14 protein-coding genes and 3 tRNA genes are annotated in these 18,347 nt (G+C 60.6%); 6 read left to right on the top strand and 11 right to left on the bottom strand.

Going from position 1 to position 18,347, the window contains the following annotated elements:
• Window positions 1-53 precede the first annotated feature (53 nt).
• Window positions 54-1,730: a DEAD/DEAH box helicase gene (locus tag ACSOSP_RS01255; protein ID WP_455309122.1), complete on the top strand. Its 1,677-nt coding sequence runs from the start codon at window positions 54-56 to the stop codon at window positions 1,728-1,730.
• A gap of 382 nt (window positions 1,731-2,112) precedes the next feature.
• The gene (aceA, locus tag ACSOSP_RS01250; protein ID WP_455309121.1) at window positions 2,113-3,417 is read left to right on the top strand and encodes an isocitrate lyase; all 1,305 of its coding nucleotides are present in this window, start codon (window positions 2,113-2,115) and stop codon (window positions 3,415-3,417) included.
• Window positions 3,418-3,565: 148 nt separating this feature from the next.
• On the opposite strand, the gene ACSOSP_RS01245 is transcribed toward aceA, so the two are convergent.
• Window positions 3,566-4,000: a universal stress protein gene (locus tag ACSOSP_RS01245; protein WP_455309120.1), complete on the bottom strand. Its 435-nt coding sequence runs from the start codon at window positions 3,998-4,000 to the stop codon at window positions 3,566-3,568.
• 76 nt (window positions 4,001-4,076) lie between these two features.
• Window positions 4,077-4,979: a LysR family transcriptional regulator gene (locus tag ACSOSP_RS01240; RefSeq protein WP_455309119.1), complete on the bottom strand. Its 903-nt coding sequence runs from the start codon at window positions 4,977-4,979 to the stop codon at window positions 4,077-4,079.
• 134 nt (window positions 4,980-5,113) lie between these two features.
• Here ACSOSP_RS01240 and ACSOSP_RS01235 point away from each other — a divergent pair, with 134 nt between their 5' ends.
• Both ACSOSP_RS01235 and aceB read left to right on the top strand, forming a co-directional pair.
• Window positions 5,114-5,893, top strand: a complete 780-nt coding sequence (locus ACSOSP_RS01235; RefSeq protein WP_455309118.1) for a haloacid dehalogenase type II — start codon at window positions 5,114-5,116, stop codon at window positions 5,891-5,893.
• Between the two features lie 52 nt (window positions 5,894-5,945).
• A complete protein-coding gene (aceB, locus tag ACSOSP_RS01230; protein ID WP_455309117.1) occupies window positions 5,946-7,541 on the top strand; it encodes a malate synthase A in 1,596 nt (531 codons plus the stop codon).
• A gap of 74 nt (window positions 7,542-7,615) precedes the next feature.
• Here aceB and ACSOSP_RS01225 read toward each other — a convergent pair whose 3' ends face one another.
• Window positions 7,616-8,032, bottom strand: a complete 417-nt coding sequence (locus ACSOSP_RS01225; protein WP_455309116.1) for a gamma-glutamylcyclotransferase family protein — start codon at window positions 8,030-8,032, stop codon at window positions 7,616-7,618.
• Window positions 8,033-8,193: 161 nt separating this feature from the next.
• Here ACSOSP_RS01225 and ACSOSP_RS01220 point away from each other — a divergent pair, with 161 nt between their 5' ends.
• Window positions 8,194-9,045 carry an AraC family transcriptional regulator gene (locus tag ACSOSP_RS01220; RefSeq protein ID WP_455309115.1) on the top strand — a complete coding sequence of 284 codons (852 nt, stop codon included), beginning with the start codon at window positions 8,194-8,196 and terminating at the stop codon, window positions 9,043-9,045.
• Between the two features lie 21 nt (window positions 9,046-9,066).
• Here the strand turns inward: ACSOSP_RS01220 and ACSOSP_RS01215 are convergent, their stop codons facing one another.
• The 5 genes from ACSOSP_RS01215 to gltX all read right to left on the bottom strand — a co-directional run bounded on the left by ACSOSP_RS01215 (window position 9,067) and on the right by gltX (window position 11,892).
• A complete protein-coding gene (locus ACSOSP_RS01215) occupies window positions 9,067-9,531 on the bottom strand; it encodes a GNAT family N-acetyltransferase (protein WP_031363968.1) in 465 nt (154 codons plus the stop codon).
• Window positions 9,532-9,807: 276 nt separating this feature from the next.
• A tRNA-Asp gene (locus tag ACSOSP_RS01210) sits at window positions 9,808-9,884 on the bottom strand.
• 72 nt (window positions 9,885-9,956) lie between these two features.
• Window positions 9,957-10,032: transfer RNA gene (locus ACSOSP_RS01205), tRNA-Glu, on the bottom strand.
• A gap of 212 nt (window positions 10,033-10,244) precedes the next feature.
• A tRNA-Ala gene (locus tag ACSOSP_RS01200) sits at window positions 10,245-10,320 on the bottom strand.
• A 165-nt stretch (window positions 10,321-10,485) separates the two neighbouring features.
• On the bottom strand, window positions 10,486-11,892 hold the full coding sequence (gene gltX, locus ACSOSP_RS01195; RefSeq protein WP_455309114.1) for a glutamate--tRNA ligase: 1,407 nt from the start codon (window positions 11,890-11,892) through the stop codon (window positions 10,486-10,488).
• 282 nt (window positions 11,893-12,174) lie between these two features.
• On the opposite strand from gltX, the gene ACSOSP_RS01190 reads away from it, so the two are divergent.
• Window positions 12,175-13,125: a patatin-like phospholipase family protein gene (locus ACSOSP_RS01190; protein ID WP_455310794.1), complete on the top strand. Its 951-nt coding sequence runs from the start codon at window positions 12,175-12,177 to the stop codon at window positions 13,123-13,125.
• Window positions 13,126-13,162: 37 nt separating this feature from the next.
• On the opposite strand, the gene ACSOSP_RS01185 is transcribed toward ACSOSP_RS01190, so the two are convergent.
• The 3 genes from ACSOSP_RS01185 to ACSOSP_RS01175 are packed head-to-tail and all read right to left on the bottom strand — an operon-like array spanning window position 13,163 to window position 17,813.
• Window positions 13,163-14,398, bottom strand: a complete 1,236-nt coding sequence (locus ACSOSP_RS01185) for a c-type cytochrome (RefSeq protein WP_455309112.1) — start codon at window positions 14,396-14,398, stop codon at window positions 13,163-13,165.
• The gene (locus ACSOSP_RS01180) at window positions 14,395-14,988 is read right to left on the bottom strand and encodes a (2Fe-2S)-binding protein (RefSeq protein WP_455309110.1); all 594 of its coding nucleotides are present in this window, start codon (window positions 14,986-14,988) and stop codon (window positions 14,395-14,397) included. Before ACSOSP_RS01180 ends, ACSOSP_RS01185 begins: the two co-directional genes overlap by 4 nt.
• Window positions 14,985-17,813 carry a xanthine dehydrogenase family protein molybdopterin-binding subunit gene (locus tag ACSOSP_RS01175; RefSeq protein WP_455309109.1) on the bottom strand — a complete coding sequence of 943 codons (2,829 nt, stop codon included), beginning with the start codon at window positions 17,811-17,813 and terminating at the stop codon, window positions 14,985-14,987. The genes ACSOSP_RS01180 and ACSOSP_RS01175 overlap by 4 nt, the downstream gene beginning before the upstream one ends.
• Window positions 17,814-18,347: the final 534 nt, after the last annotated feature.

The raw sequence follows: 18,347 nt of genomic DNA, 5'->3' as shown, positions 1-18,347 counted from the left end.
CTTGGGTATGCCGATTGGCGCCACACGCCTTATTCCCCGTTTCAAGGAAAGACATGACTTCGAGCAACACCCATAGCCCGCTGGACTCCATCGCTGCACTGGCACTCGGTGAAGACGCACCCGCCGCGCCGGCAGCATCTGCTTCGCCCGCTATCCCCGCCCCTATTTCTTCAGTCGCGCCCGTTGCTGCTGCTATCGCCGTGCAGACTGGCCCGAGCTTCGAGTCGCTCGGCCTGTCGCCGGAGATCGTCGTTGCACTGACGGCCGCCGGCTATCAAGTGCCGACGCCGGTTCAGCAGCGCGCGATTCCCGCAGCGCTCGCCGGCCGCGACTTGCTGGTTTCCAGCCCGACCGGTTCGGGCAAGACCGCAGCATTCATGCTGCCGGCTATCGAACGTTTCTCGCAGCTCGAAAAAGCGAAGGCTGCCGCTCCGCGTGAGCCGCACGACCCGAACGCCCGCCCGGCCCGCCGCACCCAGCCGGTCGCTCGTCCGACCATGCTGGTCCTGACCCCGACCCGTGAACTCGCGATGCAGGTTACTGCCGCCGCGACCACGTACGGCAAGCACCTGCGCCGGTTGCGCACGGTCAGCATTCTTGGCGGTGTCGCGTATGGCCAGCAATTGATGCTGCTCGCGAAGAACCCGGAAATCCTGGTCGCTACGCCGGGCCGTTTGCTCGACCACCTGGAACGCGGCCGTATTGACCTGTCGCAACTGCAAATCCTCGTGCTCGACGAAGCTGACCGCATGCTGGACATGGGTTTCATCGACGATATCGAAACCATTGTTGCCGCTACGCCGGCCACGCGTCAGACGCTGCTGTTCTCGGCAACCATCGACGGCAAGATCAGCTCGCTGACCGGCCGCCTGTTGAAGAACCCGGAACGCATCGAGATCATTCAAAAGCTCGAAGCGCAGAACAACATTGCGCAAACCGTGCATTACGTCGATGACCGCGATCACAAGGATCGTCTGCTCGACCACCTGTTGCGCGACTCCGGCCTGGATCAGGCTATCGTCTTCACGGCGACCAAGAACGACGCTGACCAACTGGCTATCCGCTTGTCGGACGCTGGTTTCGAATCGGCTGCCCTGCACGGCGATCTGCCGCAAGGCGCGCGTAACCGCACGATTCGTGCACTGCGCGAGCGCAAAGTGCGCGTGCTGGTGGCAACCGATGTCGCGGCTCGCGGTATCGACATCCCCGGCATCACGCACGTGTTCAACTACGATCTGCCGAAGTTCGCGGAAGATTATGTTCACCGTATCGGCCGTACGGGCCGTGCCGGCCGCACGGGTACGGCAATCAGCCTCGTGCATCACGCTGAGCAAGGCGCGTTGAAGCGCATCGAGCGTTTTGTTCGCCTGCCGCTGAATGTGAGCGTTATTGCTGGTTTCGAACCGCGTCGCTCGGCTCCGGCCGGCGGTGGCGGTGGTCGTCCTGGCTTTGGCGGCCGTGGCCGTCCGGGCGGTGGCGCTGGTGCTGGCGGCGCGGGTCGCCGCTTCGGTAGCGGCGGTGCCGGCAACGGCGGCTCGGCCAAGCCGGGCGGCTGGGGCAACAAGCCGGCAAGCGCCGGTGCCCGCGATTCGCGCGACGGTGGCTCGCGTGACGGCTATCGTAGCGGTGGCGGATCGCGTGACGGTGGTTCGGGCTTCGGCGGCGGTTCGCGTGACGGCTATGCAGCACGTCGCAACGACGGCCCGCGCGCTCCGCGTCGTGGCAGCTAAGTCGTAATAAGTACGGCGCGCGCTTCTTGCGTGCGCCAACAAAATGAAACCGATGCCGTGTGCGTCGGTTTTTTTTCGTCCACGCCCTGAATTTCATAATGCGGAAAGATCTTTTGTGCCGCGAAATTGTTGATGCATGGCACAAGGCGTAACGTCCCGGCATGGAAAAGATCGTTTTATATCGTGAAATATTATTTTCAAATCATTGATTTATAAAGATAATTTATATCCAAAAACTTCTCCAAACAACTGGCCCCGCCATCCTCCATTCCCTAGACTCTTATATAAGAGTTGAGCATCAAGAAACACCGAGACTTTATCGACTGCTCAACCAGGACGACCATTCATCAGTCATCAGTCAGGTCATCAGAGGAGAAACGCCATGACGCGCCAACAACAAGCTCAGGAACTTCAAAAGCAATGGGACACGGATCCGCGCTGGAAGGGCATCAAGCGCAGCTACACCGCCGACGACGTCGTGCGGCTGCGCGGGTCGGTGCCGGTAGAGCACACGCTGGCGAAACGTGGCGCGCAGAAGCTGTGGGCGTCGATTCATGATGAGCCGTTCGTCAACGCACTTGGCGCGCTGACCGGCAACCAGGCCATGCAACAGGTCAAGGCGGGTTTGAAGGCGATCTACTTGTCCGGTTGGCAAGTGGCGGGCGACGCGAATGTGGCCGGCGAGATGTATCCCGATCAGTCGCTGTACCCGGCGAATTCGGTGCCGCTGGTGGTCAAGCGCATCAATAACACGCTGACGCGCGCCGACCAGATCCAGTGGTCGGAGGGCAAGAATCCCGGCGATGAAGGGTATCTCGACTTCTTCCAGCCCATCGTAGCCGACGCCGAAGCAGGTTTCGGCGGCGTGCTGAACGCGTTCGAACTGATGAAGGCGATGATCGAAGCCGGCGCTGCGGGCGTGCACTTCGAGGATCAGCTGGCATCGGTGAAAAAATGCGGGCACATGGGCGGCAAGGTGCTCGTGCCGACGCGCGAAAACATCGCGAAACTCACGGCCGCGCGTCTCGCGGCGGACGTTTCGGGCACGAGCACGATCCTGCTCGCCCGCACCGATGCGGAAGCGGCGGATCTGGTGACATCGGATGTCGATGAAAACGACCGGCCGTTCCTGACCGGCGAGCGCACCGTGGAAGGTTTCTTCCGCACGAAGCCGGGCCTGGAACAAGCCGTGTCGCGTGGCCTCGCCTACGCGCCATATGCCGACATGATCTGGTGCGAAACCGGCAAGCCGGATCTGGCGTACGCGAAGAAGTTTGCCGAGGCGATTCATCGTGAATTCCCGGGCAAGCTGCTCTCGTACAACTGCTCGCCGTCGTTCAACTGGAAGAAGAACCTGGACGACGCGACCATCGCCAAATTCCAGAAGGAGCTCGGCGCAATGGGCTACAAGTTCCAGTTCATCACGCTGGCCGGTTTCCATGCGCTGAATTACTCGATGTTCAATCTCGCGCACGGCTATGCACGCAATCAGATGAGCGCGTTTGTCGAGATGCAGGAAGCGGAGTTCGCGGCGGCTGAGAAGGGTTTCACCGCGGTGAAGCATCAGCGTGAAGTGGGAACGGGCTACTTCGATGCAGTGACGCAAGCAGTTGAAAAAGACGCATCGACGACCGCGTTGCACGGCTCGACCGAAGACGAACAATTCTTCGAGAAGAAAGTCGCTTAATAATCCAAAGCTGCTTTAAGCGCCTGAAGGGCATATGGCCACAAGCCGTATGCCCTTTTTTGCGTTTTCATGGTCGGCAAGCGGTATGGGTCAACCATGCGTGGCAACTGAAACCCTCAATCTGCATGCCGCGCGGTATGACTGCCCTTCACCGATAAACAATCACCGGAATCTTGGTGTGGGTCAGCACCCGCTGGGTCTCGCTGCCAATCAGCAAACTCCCCAGCCCCCTCCTCCCGTGCGACGCCATGAAAATCACATCGCAGCCATCCCGCTCAGCAATATCGATAATGCCGATATACGGCGAGGATTCCACGCTCGTCACGGAATTACACGAAACGCCGACGGCGTCAGCGGCCTTTTCGACCGCTCCGAGATGCTCCCGTGCTTCACGTTCGGCGCGCTCATGAAAATCCCCGGGCGGCTCGACGGCGACATCGGCGAAAGGGGAATACGGATACAGCGGCAAGCACGCATAGGCCGTGATCCGTGCACCCACAGACTGGGCAAGATCGATCGCGCCATCAATGGCTTTTTGCGAAAGAACCGATCCGTCCGTCGGAACCAGAATGTGCTTGAACATGGTCGACTCCTTGGCAGTGGCCATCGTATCGTGCACTTTCATTGTAGTAACTGGATCAAGGCGGGCAGCGGGCAAATCAACCCCAATAACCTGACGCGCCGAAGGTATGTTTCAACAGGTCGAGAAAAAGACGCACTCGTAGCGGCAAATGGCGTCGCTGTGGAAAGACAGCGTGAATTCCGATTGGCGGCGCGGCGAAAGCATCGAGCACGCTGACAAGACGCCCGTGGGCGATGTCCTCGCCGACTTCCCACCATGAGCGCCACGCCAGCCCGTATCCGGCGAGACACCACTCGTGCAGCACGGCGCCGTCGGAGCATTCCATGGTGCCGGACACGCGCATCTGTACGACCTTGCCGTCTTTCTGGAACACCCAGCCGCGCTGCTGATTCGAACTCGCCCCAAGCGGCAGGCAGTTGTGCTGCGCGAGCGCGTCGAGATCGGCGGGGGCGCCGCGCTCGCGCAAATATTCCGGTGACGCCACGCAAACCCGGCGGTTCTCACCCAGCTTCAACGACACCAGCGACGAATCCGGCAACTCGCCCAGCCGCACCGCGCAATCGAAACCTTCGTTCACCAGGTCGACCATACGATCCGTGAGGTCGAGCGTGATCGATACATCCGGATGCATCGACGTGAAAACAGGAACGAGCGCGGCAACATGGCGCCTCCCGAAACCCGCCGGGGCCGACACTCGCAGATGCCCGCTCGCCTTCACCCCGCCGGCCGACACGCTCGCCTCCGCGCTCTGCATGTCGTGGATGACCCGCTGGCAATCCTCCAGGAATGCTGACCCCTCGAAGGTAAGCGTCAGCCTGCGCGTGGTGCGCACGAGCAGCTTCACGCCGAGCCGCTCTTCCAGCGCGTCCAGCCGCCGTCCGATCACGGCAGGCGCGACGCCCTCGGCGAGTGCCGCGGCAGACAGGCTTCCCTTCGCGACGACCGCCACGAACGTTTCTATTTGCTTGAAGCGGTCCATAAGCCAGGGTATTCAGATGACGGGCGGCCAGATTAGGCGTGAAAAAGTCAAAGATCAAGTGATCTGAATGCACCTTCCGGTCATTTCAACGCACTAATAGAATTATCGATGACCTGATTTATGGAGTGCCCGCCATGTCGCAGACATCGATTTCACCTCCTCGTGCAGTCATCTTCGATGCCTACGGCACGCTGTTCGACGTGCACTCGGTCGTGGCCGCCGCCGAGCAGTTATTCCCCGGTCAAGGCGACGCGCTTTCGCAGTTGTGGCGCCAGAAGCAGATCGAATACACGCAGTTGCGCACGCTATCGGACCCCGCCGGCGTCCGATACGAGCCCTTCTGGGCGATCACGCTCGACGCGCTGCGCTACGCCGCCACGCGCCTGAAGCTCGACCATGCGCTCACCCCGGCCGCGGAAAAGCGCCTGATGGACGAATACGCCTGCCTCGCGGCGTTTCCGGACACCGTCGCGGCGCTGAAATCGCTACGCAAACGCCCGGATCTGAAACTAGCGATCCTGTCGAACGGCAACCCGCAGATGCTGGACATCGCGGTGAAAAGCGCCGGCATGTCGGGTCTCTTCGATCACCTCCTCTCTGTGGATGCCGTGCGGGCCTACAAACCTGCCCGCGCAGCCTACGCACTCGGAACGCAAGCGATCGGCGTGGCGGCCCCGGAGATCGTGTTTGTGTCGTCGAATGGCTGGGACGTGACGGGCGCGACGTGGTTCGGCTACACGACCTTCTGGCTTAACCGCATGGCGATGCCTGCGGAACAACTCGGCGTGATGCCACGCGGCGCCGGCCGCGATATGACCGATCTGCTTGCTTTCATCGATACAGGCTGTCCGCAGCATCAGCACGCGGCGCCGTTCGATCTTTCCAAGCGCATGGCCCGGAGTTCCATCAACTAACCGATTCACCCAGCACGCAAAACCGTCTGACCGACCAAGGAGATGTAAGAGCATGGCGAACACCCTGACCCACGTGCCGCAGGGCATGACCATCACGGCCGACATCAAACCCGGCTACGAGACCATCCTGACGCCCGAGGCGCTCGAGCTGGTGGCAACGCTGCATCGCGCATTCGAGCCGCGTCGTCAGGCGTTGCTCAAGGCGCGCGCCGAACGCACGAAGCGGCTGGACGCAGGCGAACGCCCGGATTTCCTCGCCGAAACGCAATCCATCCGCGATGCCGACTGGACGATTGCGCCGTTGCCCAAGGCTTTGGAATGCCGCCGGGTGGAAATCACCGGTCCGGTCGAACGCAAGATGATCATCAACGCGCTGAACTCCGGCGCGGATGCGTACATGACGGACTTCGAGGATTCGAACACGCCGAACTGGGACAACCAGCTGACCGGTCATATCAACCTGAAGGAAGCGGTCCGCGGCACGATTTCGCTTGAACAGAACGGCAAGTCGTACAAGCTCAACGATAAAACCGCGACGCTGATCGTGCGTCCGCGCGGCTGGCATCTCGATGAAAAACATGTGACCGTGGATGGTCAGCGTGTATCCGGCGGCATCTTCGATTTCGCGCTGTTCCTGTTCCACAACGCGAAGGAGCAACTGGCTCGCGGCGCGGGTCCTTACTTCTATTTGCCGAAGCTCGAAAGTCATCTTGAAGCGCGTTTGTGGAACGAGATCTTCGTGGCAGCGCAGGAAATCGTAGGCGTGCCGCGTGGTTCGATTCGCGCGACGGTGCTGATCGAAACCATCCTTGCCGCATTCGAAATGGACGAGATCCTGTATGAGTTGCGCGAGCATTCGTCGGGGCTCAACGCCGGCCGCTGGGACTACATCTTTTCCGCGATCAAGAAGTTCAAGAACGACGCCGATTTCTGCCTCGCCGATCGCGCAAAGATCACGATGACCGTGTCGTTCATGCGCGCCTATGCGCTTCAATTGTTGAAGACGTGCCACCGACGTAACGCGCCGGCAATTGGCGGCATGAGTGCGTTGATTCCGATCAAGGGCGACGCTGAAGCCAACGATAAAGCCATGGGCGGCGTGCGGTCGGACAAGGCACGCGATGCGGGTGATGGCTACGACGGCGGATGGGTCGCGCATCCTGGCCTCGTGCCGATCGCGATGGAAGAGTTCGTGAAAGTGCTCGGCGACAAGCCGAACCAGATCGCGAAGCAGCGCGAGGACGTGCAGGTCACGGCCGCCGACCTGCTCGATTTCCGCCCCGGAGATCCGATTACCGAAGGTGGCGTGCGCGGCAATATCAACGTGGGAATCCACTATCTTGGTTCGTGGCTCGCGGGCAATGGCTGCGTGCCGATTCACAACCTGATGGAAGATGCAGCGACCGCCGAAATTTCGCGCTCGCAAGTGTGGCAGTGGATCCGTTCGCCGAAAGGCAAGCTCGAAGATGGCCGTAAAGTAACCGCTGAAATGGTCCGCGCCTTCACGCAGGAAGAACTGACGAAGGTGAAGGCGGCCGTTGCCGGGGATACCGCACCGTACGACCGGGCAGCGACGATTTTCGAAGCGATGTCGACATCGGATACGTTCGCTGAGTTTTTGACGTTACCGCTTTACGAAGAGATTTAAGATTTAACGCGGGTCTTCTTTGTTTGCAAGCCGCTCTGGAATTCAGGGCGGCTTTTTTATCAGCAATAAACCAGTCACTGCTTTGCTCTCCGATACACAACCCAATCGCCGTTATCGATACGCGGCAAACCTTCCACAGCATCCTCGCCCACTGGATAAACCAGGCAATCGATAACTTGCGCGCGACCGTCAACCTCCACGCTGACCTTTAGCCGCTCGCTGCGGTACAAGCCAACAACGCCCGGCACGATCTCTTCGATTTCATCGAGCACGGGCACGAGCGTTTCATCGATTCGATAGATATCGCCGTGCACCGGCCCGGCCGCTGAATCAAGCACCAGTCCGGGATAAGCGTCGAAGTCGTACAGCCGGCCATTGATATGACCCGAGCCGATCAGCATCGGCGCGGCGATCCCGTTACGCTCTGCCGCGAGGCGAATGTCATTGCTCTCGCCCGCTCGCAGCGTGCCGTAGACGAATACGTGTTGCATGCGTTCATTCCTTCGATAAAGATTCAGCGCGCATTATGCCAAGCGTACGAAACTGTCGTTACGTCGTGATGGCTTAATCCAAAGAAACACGTCCGGCGCGGGACTTCAAAGCCAATCCCACCCGATGACCTTAATATCAGGGTGGAGGAGCGCTTAAAACCATGTTCACGCAGACAGATCAACCGCTGAAACCCGAAGAAGTCGAGCATCTCGACATTCCGGCCGAGTCCTCGCCTACGCTCGCGCATCCAATTCGCGTGCGTTCGCGGCCCGTGCCCGCGGGCGTTCGGATTGCGCGTCACACACACGCGTGGGCGCAGGTTGCATGCACGACTCGTGGCGTGCTGCGAATCGCAGCGGAAGGCTCGACGTGGATGGTGCCGCCGTCGCGGGCAATCTGGGTTCCGCCGAACGTGACGCATGAGGTGGTCATCGTAGAGGACGCGTTCCTGCGGACCTTGTACATAGATGCGAGCGTGGTACCGCCGGGACTGGATGCGTGCCGCGTGGTGGAAGTGTCGCCGCTGCTGCGCGAGGTGGCTGTTGCGCTGGATGACCGGACGATTTCAAGCGAACGCGAACGGCTGCTCGGCACGCTGGCCCTCGATGAAATTACGCGTTCACGCCCGCTCCCCCTCTCCATTCCGATGCCCACCGACAAACGTCTGCTGGCATTGTGCGAAGCCGTCCTCGCCGACCCTGCTTCCGCCGATTCGCTCGAACACTGGGCCACGCTTGCAGGCGCCAGCACCCGTACGATTGCGCGCTTGTTCCGGCGTGAACTCGGCGTGAGTTTTTCGCAATGGCGTCAGCAAGCCGTGCTGGCGCGCGCGATTCCTTTACTGAGCCAGGGCCGGCCGCTCTCGCAAGTTGCGTTGCTGCTCGGCTATCAAAGCCAGAGCGCCTTTTCCGCGATGTTCAGACGTGCGTTCGGCGAAAGCCCGCGGGCATTTTTTGTCCGCGATGGTGAGCCGCGAGACGATACCCAGAACGTCGGGTCGAGCGAGCGCTGAACGTTAAACGTTAGTTAAACGTTAAACGCCGCGCACCATGTGCCGGATCGCGCCGAATTGTGCAAGCCGCGAACCCGCGGTTTTATAACCCATGCGGATATAGAGCCGGGCAGCGGGGTTATCGACGAATACGCGCAACTGCGTCTCCGTGAGTCCCCGCGCGCGTGCCCAGCGATGCGCAGTATCGAGCAGAAATGTGCCCGCGCCCGTGCGGCGCCACCCTTCCACCACTTGTACGTCGCGGATGTGCAGCGACTGGTCTTCTTCCGTCACGCGCATCACGCCAATGGCCTGGCCGTCGCACTCGAGCACGAAGTTTTCCGACTCGCGCCAGCTACCCAGGAAGAGATCGGCGCGCCATACAAGATTGTGGCGGCGGTAGTAGCCGTTCATGTTGTTGCGCGTGAGCGCCTCGGCGAACGAAAAATCGTCCATCGACGCCAGGCGCAACTGAAACGGCGAGAGAGCTTCGGTGGGATCGAGCATTGCGCGATGAAAGCAACTGAATCAAGTCATCAACACTAAGTCAGCCGGCGCGCGCTGGCAATGGAGAGTTTTACGAGCGCGCAGCTTCGATGTCACGCACGCCACACGTTTAACCGGATGCAACGAAATGGTGGTACGAAGAATAGCCGGATGAACCGAAAGGAAGAACCGAAAGGAAAACCGGGAAAGAGGCGGAAGGAAAGGACGAAGGACGAAGGGCAAAAAACGTGGACGAAAAAAATCCAGCATGAGCTGGATTTTCTTTTTACAACTTGTTGGCGGAGCGGACGGGACTCGAACCCGCGACCCCCGGCGTGACAGGCCGGTATTCTAACCAACTGAACTACCGCTCCACTTCTTTCCATCAGTTCGTGAGGTTGGTTGGCTCATCAAACTTGCAGCGCTTTTGGCAACCGCCGATGTTTTGGCGTCCCCAAGGGGATTCGAACCCCTGTACTCACCGTGAAAGGGTGATGTCCTAGGCCTCTAGACGATGGGGACATAAACTTTTCAGTTAATGTCTTTTACTCTTTTCGCTTAAATCCTGACTTGTTTCTGATTAACTTCGATTAACACTTTCTTAATCGTTTGAAGCTTATTAATCAATTTCTTGTCAGTCAGCAGCGAAGAACGACATTATAAACAGCTTTGTGATTCTTGTGAAGCTTTTTTTCCGATGCTCTGGCGCTTTAAAAAGCTTCGTTCCCGTTCTGTGGTGGAGGTAAGCGGGATCGAACCGCTGACCTCTTGCATGCCATGCAAGCGCTCTCCCAGCTGAGCTATACCCCCCTTGCAGAACAGAAGCGAGATTCTAAAGGGCACTTTTGAAGTTGTAAATACCTTTTAGCCCAGCATCTGAAAATAGTTCGTCCTTGGGGTGCGAACGCTGGGCGCAAAGCAGACACCGTTCGCGACGCTGACACTCGCCGCCATGCACCGCCATGCACTCCACGTTCAGACAATGCCCTTGTCGAGCCGGGTCAGCACCGTCTCACGGCCGAACAGCATCAGCACCGCGTCAATGGACGGTGTGTGCGTGGTGCCCGCGACCAGCAGGCGCACCGGCATGGCGAGATGCGGCATCTTGAGCTTGTGGCTCGTCAGCGTGGCCTTGAACGCGGCCGAGATAGCTTCCTTGCTCCACTCCACTTCGCTCAGAGCCTGACGCAAGTCAGCGAGCGCGGGGCGCACGGTTTCTGTCACATGCTGCGTGAGCGCGGCGGGATCGATCACGGGCTCCTGGTAGAACATGGCGGCGTTATCGGCGATCTCCTTGACCGTCGATGCGCGGTCCTTCAGCAAGCCGATCACAAGCTCGAGCGGCGGCCCCTGCTCGATCATCGCGGAGTCGATACCCAGGTCGGCCAGGAACGGCTTTACAAGGGTCTCGAGCCGCGCGTTATCGGCTTCCTTGATGTAGTGCGCGTTCAGCCAGTTCAGCCGGTCCGGATCGTATTGCGCGGGCGACTTGCCCAGGTGGTCCAGGTCAAACCATTCGACAAACTGCTCACGCGAGAAAATCTCCGCGTCGCCGTGCGACCAGCCAAGCCGGGCCAGATAGTTCAGCACCGCTTCCGGCAAATAACCGTTATCGCGATAACCCATCACGCTCATCGCGCCGTGACGTTTGCTCATCTTCTCGCCCTGCTCGTTGAGCACGGTGGGCAAGTGAGCGTACACAGGCACTTCGCCGCCCAGCGCGAGCAGGATGTTGATCTGGCGCGGCGTGTTGTTCACGTGGTCGTCGCCGCGGATCACGTGGGTGATCTTCATGTCGAGATCGTCCACGACCACGCAGAAGTTATAGGTCGGCGTGCCATCCGGACGCGCGATCACGAGGTCGTCGAGTTCGTCGTTCGAGATTTCGATCGTGCCCTTCACCGCGTCGTCCCAGCTCACTACACCGCCCAGCGGGTTGCGGAAGCGGATGACCGGCGAAACACCTTCCGGAATGGGCGGCAGCACCTTGCCCTCTTCCGGACGCCACGTGCCGTCGTAACGCGGCTTTTCATTGGCCTCGCGCTGGCGTTCGCGCAACGCGTCGAGTTCTGCCGTCGACATGTAGCAGTGGTAGGCCAGACCCTGGTCGAGCATCTGCTTCAGCACTTCACGATAACGGTCCATGCGCTGCATCTGGTAGATCGGGCCTTCGTCGTACTCGAGCCCGAGCCATTCCATGCCTTCAAGGATGGCGTCGACGGACGCGTCGGTCGAGCGCTCCAGGTCGGTGTCCTCGATGCGCAACACGAAAACGCCCTTCATCTTGCGCGCGAACGCCCACGGATAAAGCGCGGAGCGAATGTTGCCGAGGTGGATGAAGCCGGTTGGGCTGGGAGCGAAACGGGTACGGACTTGGGTCATGTGCGATGTGCTCGATAGCTCAGATGCGTTTGCCGGCGCGGGAGGCGCCAGGCAAGCGATATATCGGGGACCGGCTTCGGCGCGTCTTCTGGACGAACCTGGCGAGCGGTCAAAACGAGTGTGAATTATACCCGCCGGGCGCTTTCGCCCGTTTTCCAGGGTCATCATGTTTTATCATGGCGGCCGTCACTGGATGGCTTAACCGAACGGCTAACCGGCCTGCCTGCGCGGCCTCCACGCTCAACGCTCGTCCCCGTTGCATCGCAGGAGAATTCCTTGAAAATTTCGTCGCCCCCGCTTTCGTCGCTGCCTCAGTTGTCGCGGCGCGCGTTCTCTCTTGGCTGCGCGTCGGCCGTGCTCGCGGCTTGCACCACGACCACCGGTTCCTCCACCGCCGTCACGCCGCCTTCATCGCCACCGCCTGTCACCAGCACGCCTGAGCGGCCCGTGCGGATTGGCTTGGCTCTCGGCGGCGGCGCGGCGCGGGGGTTTGCGCACATTGGCGTCATCAAGGCGCTCGAAGCGCGCAACCTGAAGGTGGACCTGCTGAGCGGCACGAGCGCGGGCTCGGTGATCGCGGCGTTATCGGCATCGGGGATGAACGGCATTGCGATCAACAAGCTCGCGCTGACCATGGACGAAGCGTCGATCAGCGACTGGGCGATGCCCTTTCGCACGCGCGGTTTCCTGCAAGGCGTCGCGCTGCAGAATTACCTGAACAAGACGCTCGACAACCGGCCGATCGAGAAAATGGCGAAGCCGCTCGGCATTGTCGCGACGGACCTGAGGACCGGCCAGCCGATCCTGTTCCAGCGTGGAAACACCGGCATTGCCGTGCGTGCGTCGTGCAGCGTGCCGTCCATCTTCGAGCCGGTGAAGATCGGCGGTCATGAGTACGTGGATGGCGGCCTGGTGAGCCCCGTGCCGGCAGCGTTCGCGCGCAAGATGGGCGCGGACTTCGTGATCGCGGTGGATATTTCGGCGCGCCCTGAGACGGGCTTGACGCAAAGCTCCTTCGACGTCCTGATGCAGACCTTCACGATCATGGGCCAGACCATCAAGGCTTACGAACTCGATAAATACGCCGACTTCGTCATCCGCCCGAACCTCGCCGCCATGAGCGGCAGCGACTTCGGCCAGCGCAATGCGGCAATCCTCGCCGGCGAGGAAGCGGTCGCGAAGATCTGGCCGGAACTGCAGCGGCAAATGGCGGCGAAAGGCGCTACCGTTTGATTGGACAGCAGCGCTCGCCCATAAGCCGTTAGACAACTTAGCGCAACGCCTTGACCCTCGCGGCCGTTACGTTACCCAACTGGCCGCCCCAGCTCGAGCGCAGGTAGTTGGCCAAATTCGCGAGTTCATCGTCGCTGAGTGTGGCGGCGAATCCCGGCATGGCCTGCATGCTTTCCGTTCCCGCGAAGTCGGTGGCGTCCACGCCATCGAGCATCGCGACGATCAGGTTATGCGGGTCGGCCTGACGCAGCGTAGAGCTTCCTTGCATCGATACCGCGACGTGAGGCTTGCCCTCCCCCTCGCGCCCATGGCACCCCGCACATACGGCGACATAGCTTGCCCGGCCGGCAGCCACCTGGGCGGCATCGGCGGAACCCGGTTGCACCGGCGCGGGTGGGAGCGGCGCATCGCCGAGCAGATAGGTCGACAGCGCGCGCAGGTCACCCTGGCTCAGGTGCTGGGTACTCAGCATGACCACCGGATGCATCTCGCCGAGCGCAGAACCCTGGCGGCTGATTCCGGTTGCCAAGTAGGCCTGCAAGTCGGCGCTGGTCCAGCCACGCGCGGCAAGCCCCGCGGGCGTGATATCCGGCGGCACGACACGACCGAGCATCGATCCTTGCAGCGTCCTCGCACCGTTCATCTGCCCGAACGCGCCGCGCGACGTGTGGCACTCGGCGCAGTGACCCAGCGCATTGGCGAGATACTGTCCCCGGGTCCAGTCAGCCGAGGTTCCCACTGATGCATCCGGCAACTTGTCCTTGAGGAACAGGATGTTCCAGAACATCACGGCAAACCGCACGTTGAACGGGAACATCAGCTCGGGATCCCGGTTCGCCACGGCGGCCGGCTTCTGCGCCATCAGATACGCGTAGATGGCGTCGCTGTCGGCGCGGGACATTGTCCGGTAAGACGTGTATGGCATTGCCGGATAGAGCTGCTTGTCAGGCGCCACGCCATCGTGCAGGGCCTTGTAGAGCTGCGCGGCACTCCACTTGCCGATGCCATGCACCGCGTCCGGCGTAATGTTCGTGCCATAGAAGGTGCCGAACGGCGAGCCGAGCTTCACGCCGCCGGCAAACGGCGCACCACCGGGCATCGTGTGACAGGCGGCGCAGTCGGCCGCTTTCGCAAGATAACCGCCACGCACGATCTGTTCTGCGGTCGTTTCATGCGTGGGGACTGCCGTTTGATCGGAGCGCTCGTTGCAAGCAGATAGCGCGGCAACGCATAGCGCAAGCGCGCCGAGGCGAAGAGAAATGGCCCGGTTCATGCGGGATCCTTAACAAGTCCTGGCGTGTTCAGCACGACGTCCTTGACGGCTTCGTAGTAGCGCACGTAGCCGGTGCAGCGACAGATGTGGTCGTCGAGTGCTTTCGTTATTTCTTGTTCCACGGACTCCCTGGCGATCGGCTCGCGCTTGAGCCGCTCGATCAGAACCGTCGCCGCATTGACGAATCCCGGCGTGCAGTACCCGCACTGGAAGCTGAAGTGTTCGAGAAATTTCTGCTGCACCGGCGACAGTTCGACCACTTCGCCTTGCTCGTTACGCTTGGCATGGCCTTCGATGGTTCGAACCTTCTTGCCATCGAAGTAAAGCGCGCCGGTGATGCACGTGCGCACTTCTTCGCTCGACCCGTCGGGTTTGTCGAGAATCACCACGCACGCGTGGCAAACGCCCTGCCCGCAGCCAAGCCGCGAGCCGGTCAAGCCCACGTACTCGTGGAGGAAGTCGATCATCATGAGGCCGTCGGGGGTCTGGATCGGACCCACGGCGGCGCCGTTGATCGTCAGCGAAATCGGCTTCATCTGGATCACAGGCTGATGCATGAGCGGTGTCGGAGTTGAGTTGGCAGCGGTCATGCGAGCGCCTCCTGAATGTTTTGCGGTTTCACCGGCAAGTCGTTGAAGCGATGCCCGATGGCGTGCGCGATACCGTTGACGATGGCGCCGACGACCGGAATCATCACCACCTCCGCAATGCCCTTCGGCGGATCGGTCTCGGACAGCGGCGGCAGCACTTCGCCCGTCTGGGCCCAGACAGCGACGTCGCTTGCGCGCGGCACGTGATAGCGGTTGAAGTTCCAGGTGCCGTTGCCGGGACCCTCTTCGTAGAGCGGCAGGTATTCATGCAGCGCATGTCCAATACCCATCGCCAGTCCGCCTTGCAGTTGACCCGAGACAAGTTGCGGCGAAAGCATGTTGCCGCACTCCATGATCGAATGGTGCGAAAGCAGGCTGACCCGGCCGCTCGCTTCGTTCACCGCGAGTTCGACGAGCGTTCCGACCGCGCTGTAGTAGGTGACCGCGGCGTTGTTGCGACTGACGGGCGCGATGAACACACGCTTGCGATCGAGAGCGCGGTAAACGGGCTGGGCCCGTGCCGCGTTGGCGTTGGCATCGGTCTTACCGGCGCCGTGAAGCAGCGACAAGCCATCGATGGGCAGACGCTCGCTCACGCCATCGATATTGAATTCCGCCTCGCTCCATTGCCATCGATTGAACACGTGCACGATCGCGCCCGTGACCAGCCCAAGGTCATGCGCCTTCCTTGCGAGTTGTTCGAGCGGCAACGGCTCGAGACCTGCGGCCGTCAGCTTGCCCTCCACCCAGCGCGCATCTTCACGACGCACGACGAGCGGCGCCGCTTGACCGCCGCCTATGCCACCGCTCCATATCGCCATCGCCGCCGGCCACAAGCCGTGCGTGAACACCACGCGCGCCGCTTCGTACGTGCTATGAGTGAAATAGAAAGCCGAATTCGTTGCGCTCGATGGAGATATCAACCCCGGAGACCAGCGCGGATTAGCCGACAGCTTGTCCTGCTGGCCCTGCGACATCATGTAAGGATCGCCACTGGTCACGACCGGCAACTCGGGCCAGTCGATAATCGCCATGCGCACCTCGGCGGCCGGCTTGCCGACCCACTTCGCGCAGGCAATTGCTTGCGATGTAGACACGCCCGTGCCAATCTCAGCGCCCGAATGATGCATCGTGATTCTGCCGTCGGCCGCGATTTCAACCTTCGCAAACGAAGACTCCGCGCCTGTGCCAAAGTCTTTCTGCACGCACGCGAATCCCACGCCATAACGGTTGCCGGGATGCGCCAGCTCATACTCCGCCTTCTTCTGCGCGCGTCCGGTCCAGAGCGGGTGCGCCTTGGCTTTCTGCAGGACTTCATCGACACGAATTGCACCGGCGGGAATCGCGCCCTGGGTATTTTTCATGCCCGAACGCAGCGCGTTCGTAAGCCTCAGGTCGATAGCATCGAGCCCGAGCTGCGTCGCAATTTCATCGATCAGCATCTCGGTCGCGGCCATGGTCTGCAGCGTGCCGTAACCACGGGCAGAACCCGCGTCGATAGCCCGCGACGCGATCGCCACGCCCGTCAGGTCACTCTTCGGGAAATAGTAGATCGACTGCGCTGCGGAGGCCCCCACCATGGCCACCGATGGCGAGAAATTGCAGCGCCCGCCGCCGTCGACTTCGAGCTCGGCCTTGAACGATTGCAGCAGGTTCGTTTTCTTGTCGATCGCAATGCGATACCGCATCTTCGATGCATGCCGTTTTATCGATGTCTGGAATTGCTCGTAGCGGTCAAATGCAAGACGTACGGGACGGCCATCGCCGTACATGGCAGCGATCAGTCCGTAGAACGGCACTGTGAAATGATCCTTGGACCCGTAGCCCACCGTATAGACCGGATGCACGAACAGGTTCTTCACCGGAAAGCGGCTCTTCGCCACCATGCCGGCAGCGCTCTCGGCGACTTCATGCGGCCCTTGCGTCGGCACGACCATGTGCAGCGTTTGCGTTGCCGCGTCATACCAGCAGTTCGTGTTGTCGGGCTCGAGCGCGGCGGTATCGATGGATTGCGTGCTGTAGTTGCGCTCCAGCACAAGCCAGTCCGCCGGTGGATGATCGAGTTCGCCCTGCATGTTCTGCGCATGGAACATGCCCTGTTCGTCGAGCTTGCCGTCCTGCCGGCCGGCAGCCCACACAGGCTCGTGCTTGCGCATCGCGCTTGGGAACAGCATGGTGTCCTTCAGGCTCGAGAAGGTGTCCTCGTCATAGGCCGTGGCTCCCCCCACGCGCACGAAGCGGAACGTGCCCCAAGGGTCGCGTTCAAGCGGCCCGGTCTTCTCGCCGTAGCGGATGATTTCATCGCGGAACTGAAGCTTGTCTTTGGCGAACCGGAAGCGCGCGAAATCGTGATAGATCAGCATGGCCACGGCCTGGCCGAGATACGCCGGCGTCTTGCCCGGCGGCAACAGCATGTCGTCGCCATAGAAGGCGGGAAATGCGAAACCGTCCCGGGCGAGCTCCGCGGCTGTGACGATCCGGTCCGGCTGAAGGTCGTCGGCGAGCAAGCTCAGGTCGAAACCCTCATAGATCCGGTCAGCCTGCGTCGTACGCAACATGAATGCGTGCGATTGCTGGTTCGGCCAGTGCGGCATGTCGGCCGCGCGCACGTCGCGGGCGAATACTTTTGCGCCGGTGACCTTCGCGATTCCGTCGATACGAAACTTCGCGCTGCCGCTTGCTGTATCCCACTGAATTGGCGTCAGGATTTTTTCTTCAAATAACGCAGCGAATGCGCGACTGCCAAGCGGCGCAATAATGACCGTCAGTCCTGCAATTGCACTGGCCTTCAAAAAGCCACGACGCGATCGGTCGAATTCTCTCATGGTCCTCTCCTTGAATGATCGGCTGAGAGATTCAAGCCAGGCTGTTTTGGGTTTCGGATTTTATTTTGCATTCCGAAATAATTATCTTGTTCATATAACCGCTCGATCCGGTACGACGATGAGATATCCGAGTATCTCCGATCGTAATCGCACTTCAGGTTCTTCAATGTGCCAGGATTTGCACCAGCCTGTTTCAACGTTTGGCTGGCTTTTTCAGGCTTTGCCTAGAGCGAAATTCCTGCCGCTGCGCAGCGTTCTCACTGCCCGGAAAAGGGGGCGATTGTACGTGCGAAGCTTGCCTGCTAGCAGCAATCGGCATGTCAAGTTTTGTGCTTGGCAGGTATGGGGGCGGAAAGTTGAAACCCGTTGTGACATAAGACATCAATGTCACTCGGAAACATCCGAATGTGCTCGGGTTTAGGCAGACTTCCAGGGGAGATGCACGTTTGCACGTTATTAGGTGAATTTGAAGCGCGGTTGCGCAGATGCCGAGATTGCCGCCATCAACCCCACGTGTATCGCACCCTCGGCAAC

It is taken from the genome of Caballeronia sp. KNU42 (assembly GCF_053760385.1).
Note: the sequence above shows the minus strand (reverse complement) of the source record. Positions and strands in the feature narration are given on the sequence as shown.

Coding starts and splice junctions, on each gene's coding strand:
- gltX (WP_455309114.1), bottom strand. CDS start 11,892: ATGACCCAAGTCCGTACCCGTTTCGCTCCCAGCCCAACCGGCTTCATC.
- ACSOSP_RS01225 (WP_455309116.1), bottom strand. CDS start 8,032: ATGCAACACGTATTCGTCTACGGCACGCTGCGAGCGGGCGAGAGCAAT.
- ACSOSP_RS01215 (WP_031363968.1), bottom strand. CDS start 9,531: ATGCTCGATCCCACCGAAGCTCTCTCGCCGTTTCAGTTGCGCCTGGCG.
- aceA (WP_455309121.1), top strand. CDS start 2,113: ATGACGCGCCAACAACAAGCTCAGGAACTTCAAAAGCAATGGGACACG.
- ACSOSP_RS01220 (WP_455309115.1), top strand. CDS start 8,194: ATGTTCACGCAGACAGATCAACCGCTGAAACCCGAAGAAGTCGAGCAT.
- ACSOSP_RS01235 (WP_455309118.1), top strand. CDS start 5,114: ATGTCGCAGACATCGATTTCACCTCCTCGTGCAGTCATCTTCGATGCC.
- ACSOSP_RS01240 (WP_455309119.1), bottom strand. CDS start 4,979: ATGGACCGCTTCAAGCAAATAGAAACGTTCGTGGCGGTCGTCGCGAAG.
- aceB (WP_455309117.1), top strand. CDS start 5,946: ATGGCGAACACCCTGACCCACGTGCCGCAGGGCATGACCATCACGGCC.
- ACSOSP_RS01185 (WP_455309112.1), bottom strand. CDS start 14,398: ATGAACCGGGCCATTTCTCTTCGCCTCGGCGCGCTTGCGCTATGCGTT.
- ACSOSP_RS01180 (WP_455309110.1), bottom strand. CDS start 14,988: ATGACCGCTGCCAACTCAACTCCGACACCGCTCATGCATCAGCCTGTG.
- ACSOSP_RS01175 (WP_455309109.1), bottom strand. CDS start 17,813: ATGAGAGAATTCGACCGATCGCGTCGTGGCTTTTTGAAGGCCAGTGCA.
- ACSOSP_RS01245 (WP_455309120.1), bottom strand. CDS start 4,000: ATGTTCAAGCACATTCTGGTTCCGACGGACGGATCGGTTCTTTCGCAA.
- ACSOSP_RS01255 (WP_455309122.1), top strand. CDS start 54: ATGACTTCGAGCAACACCCATAGCCCGCTGGACTCCATCGCTGCACTG.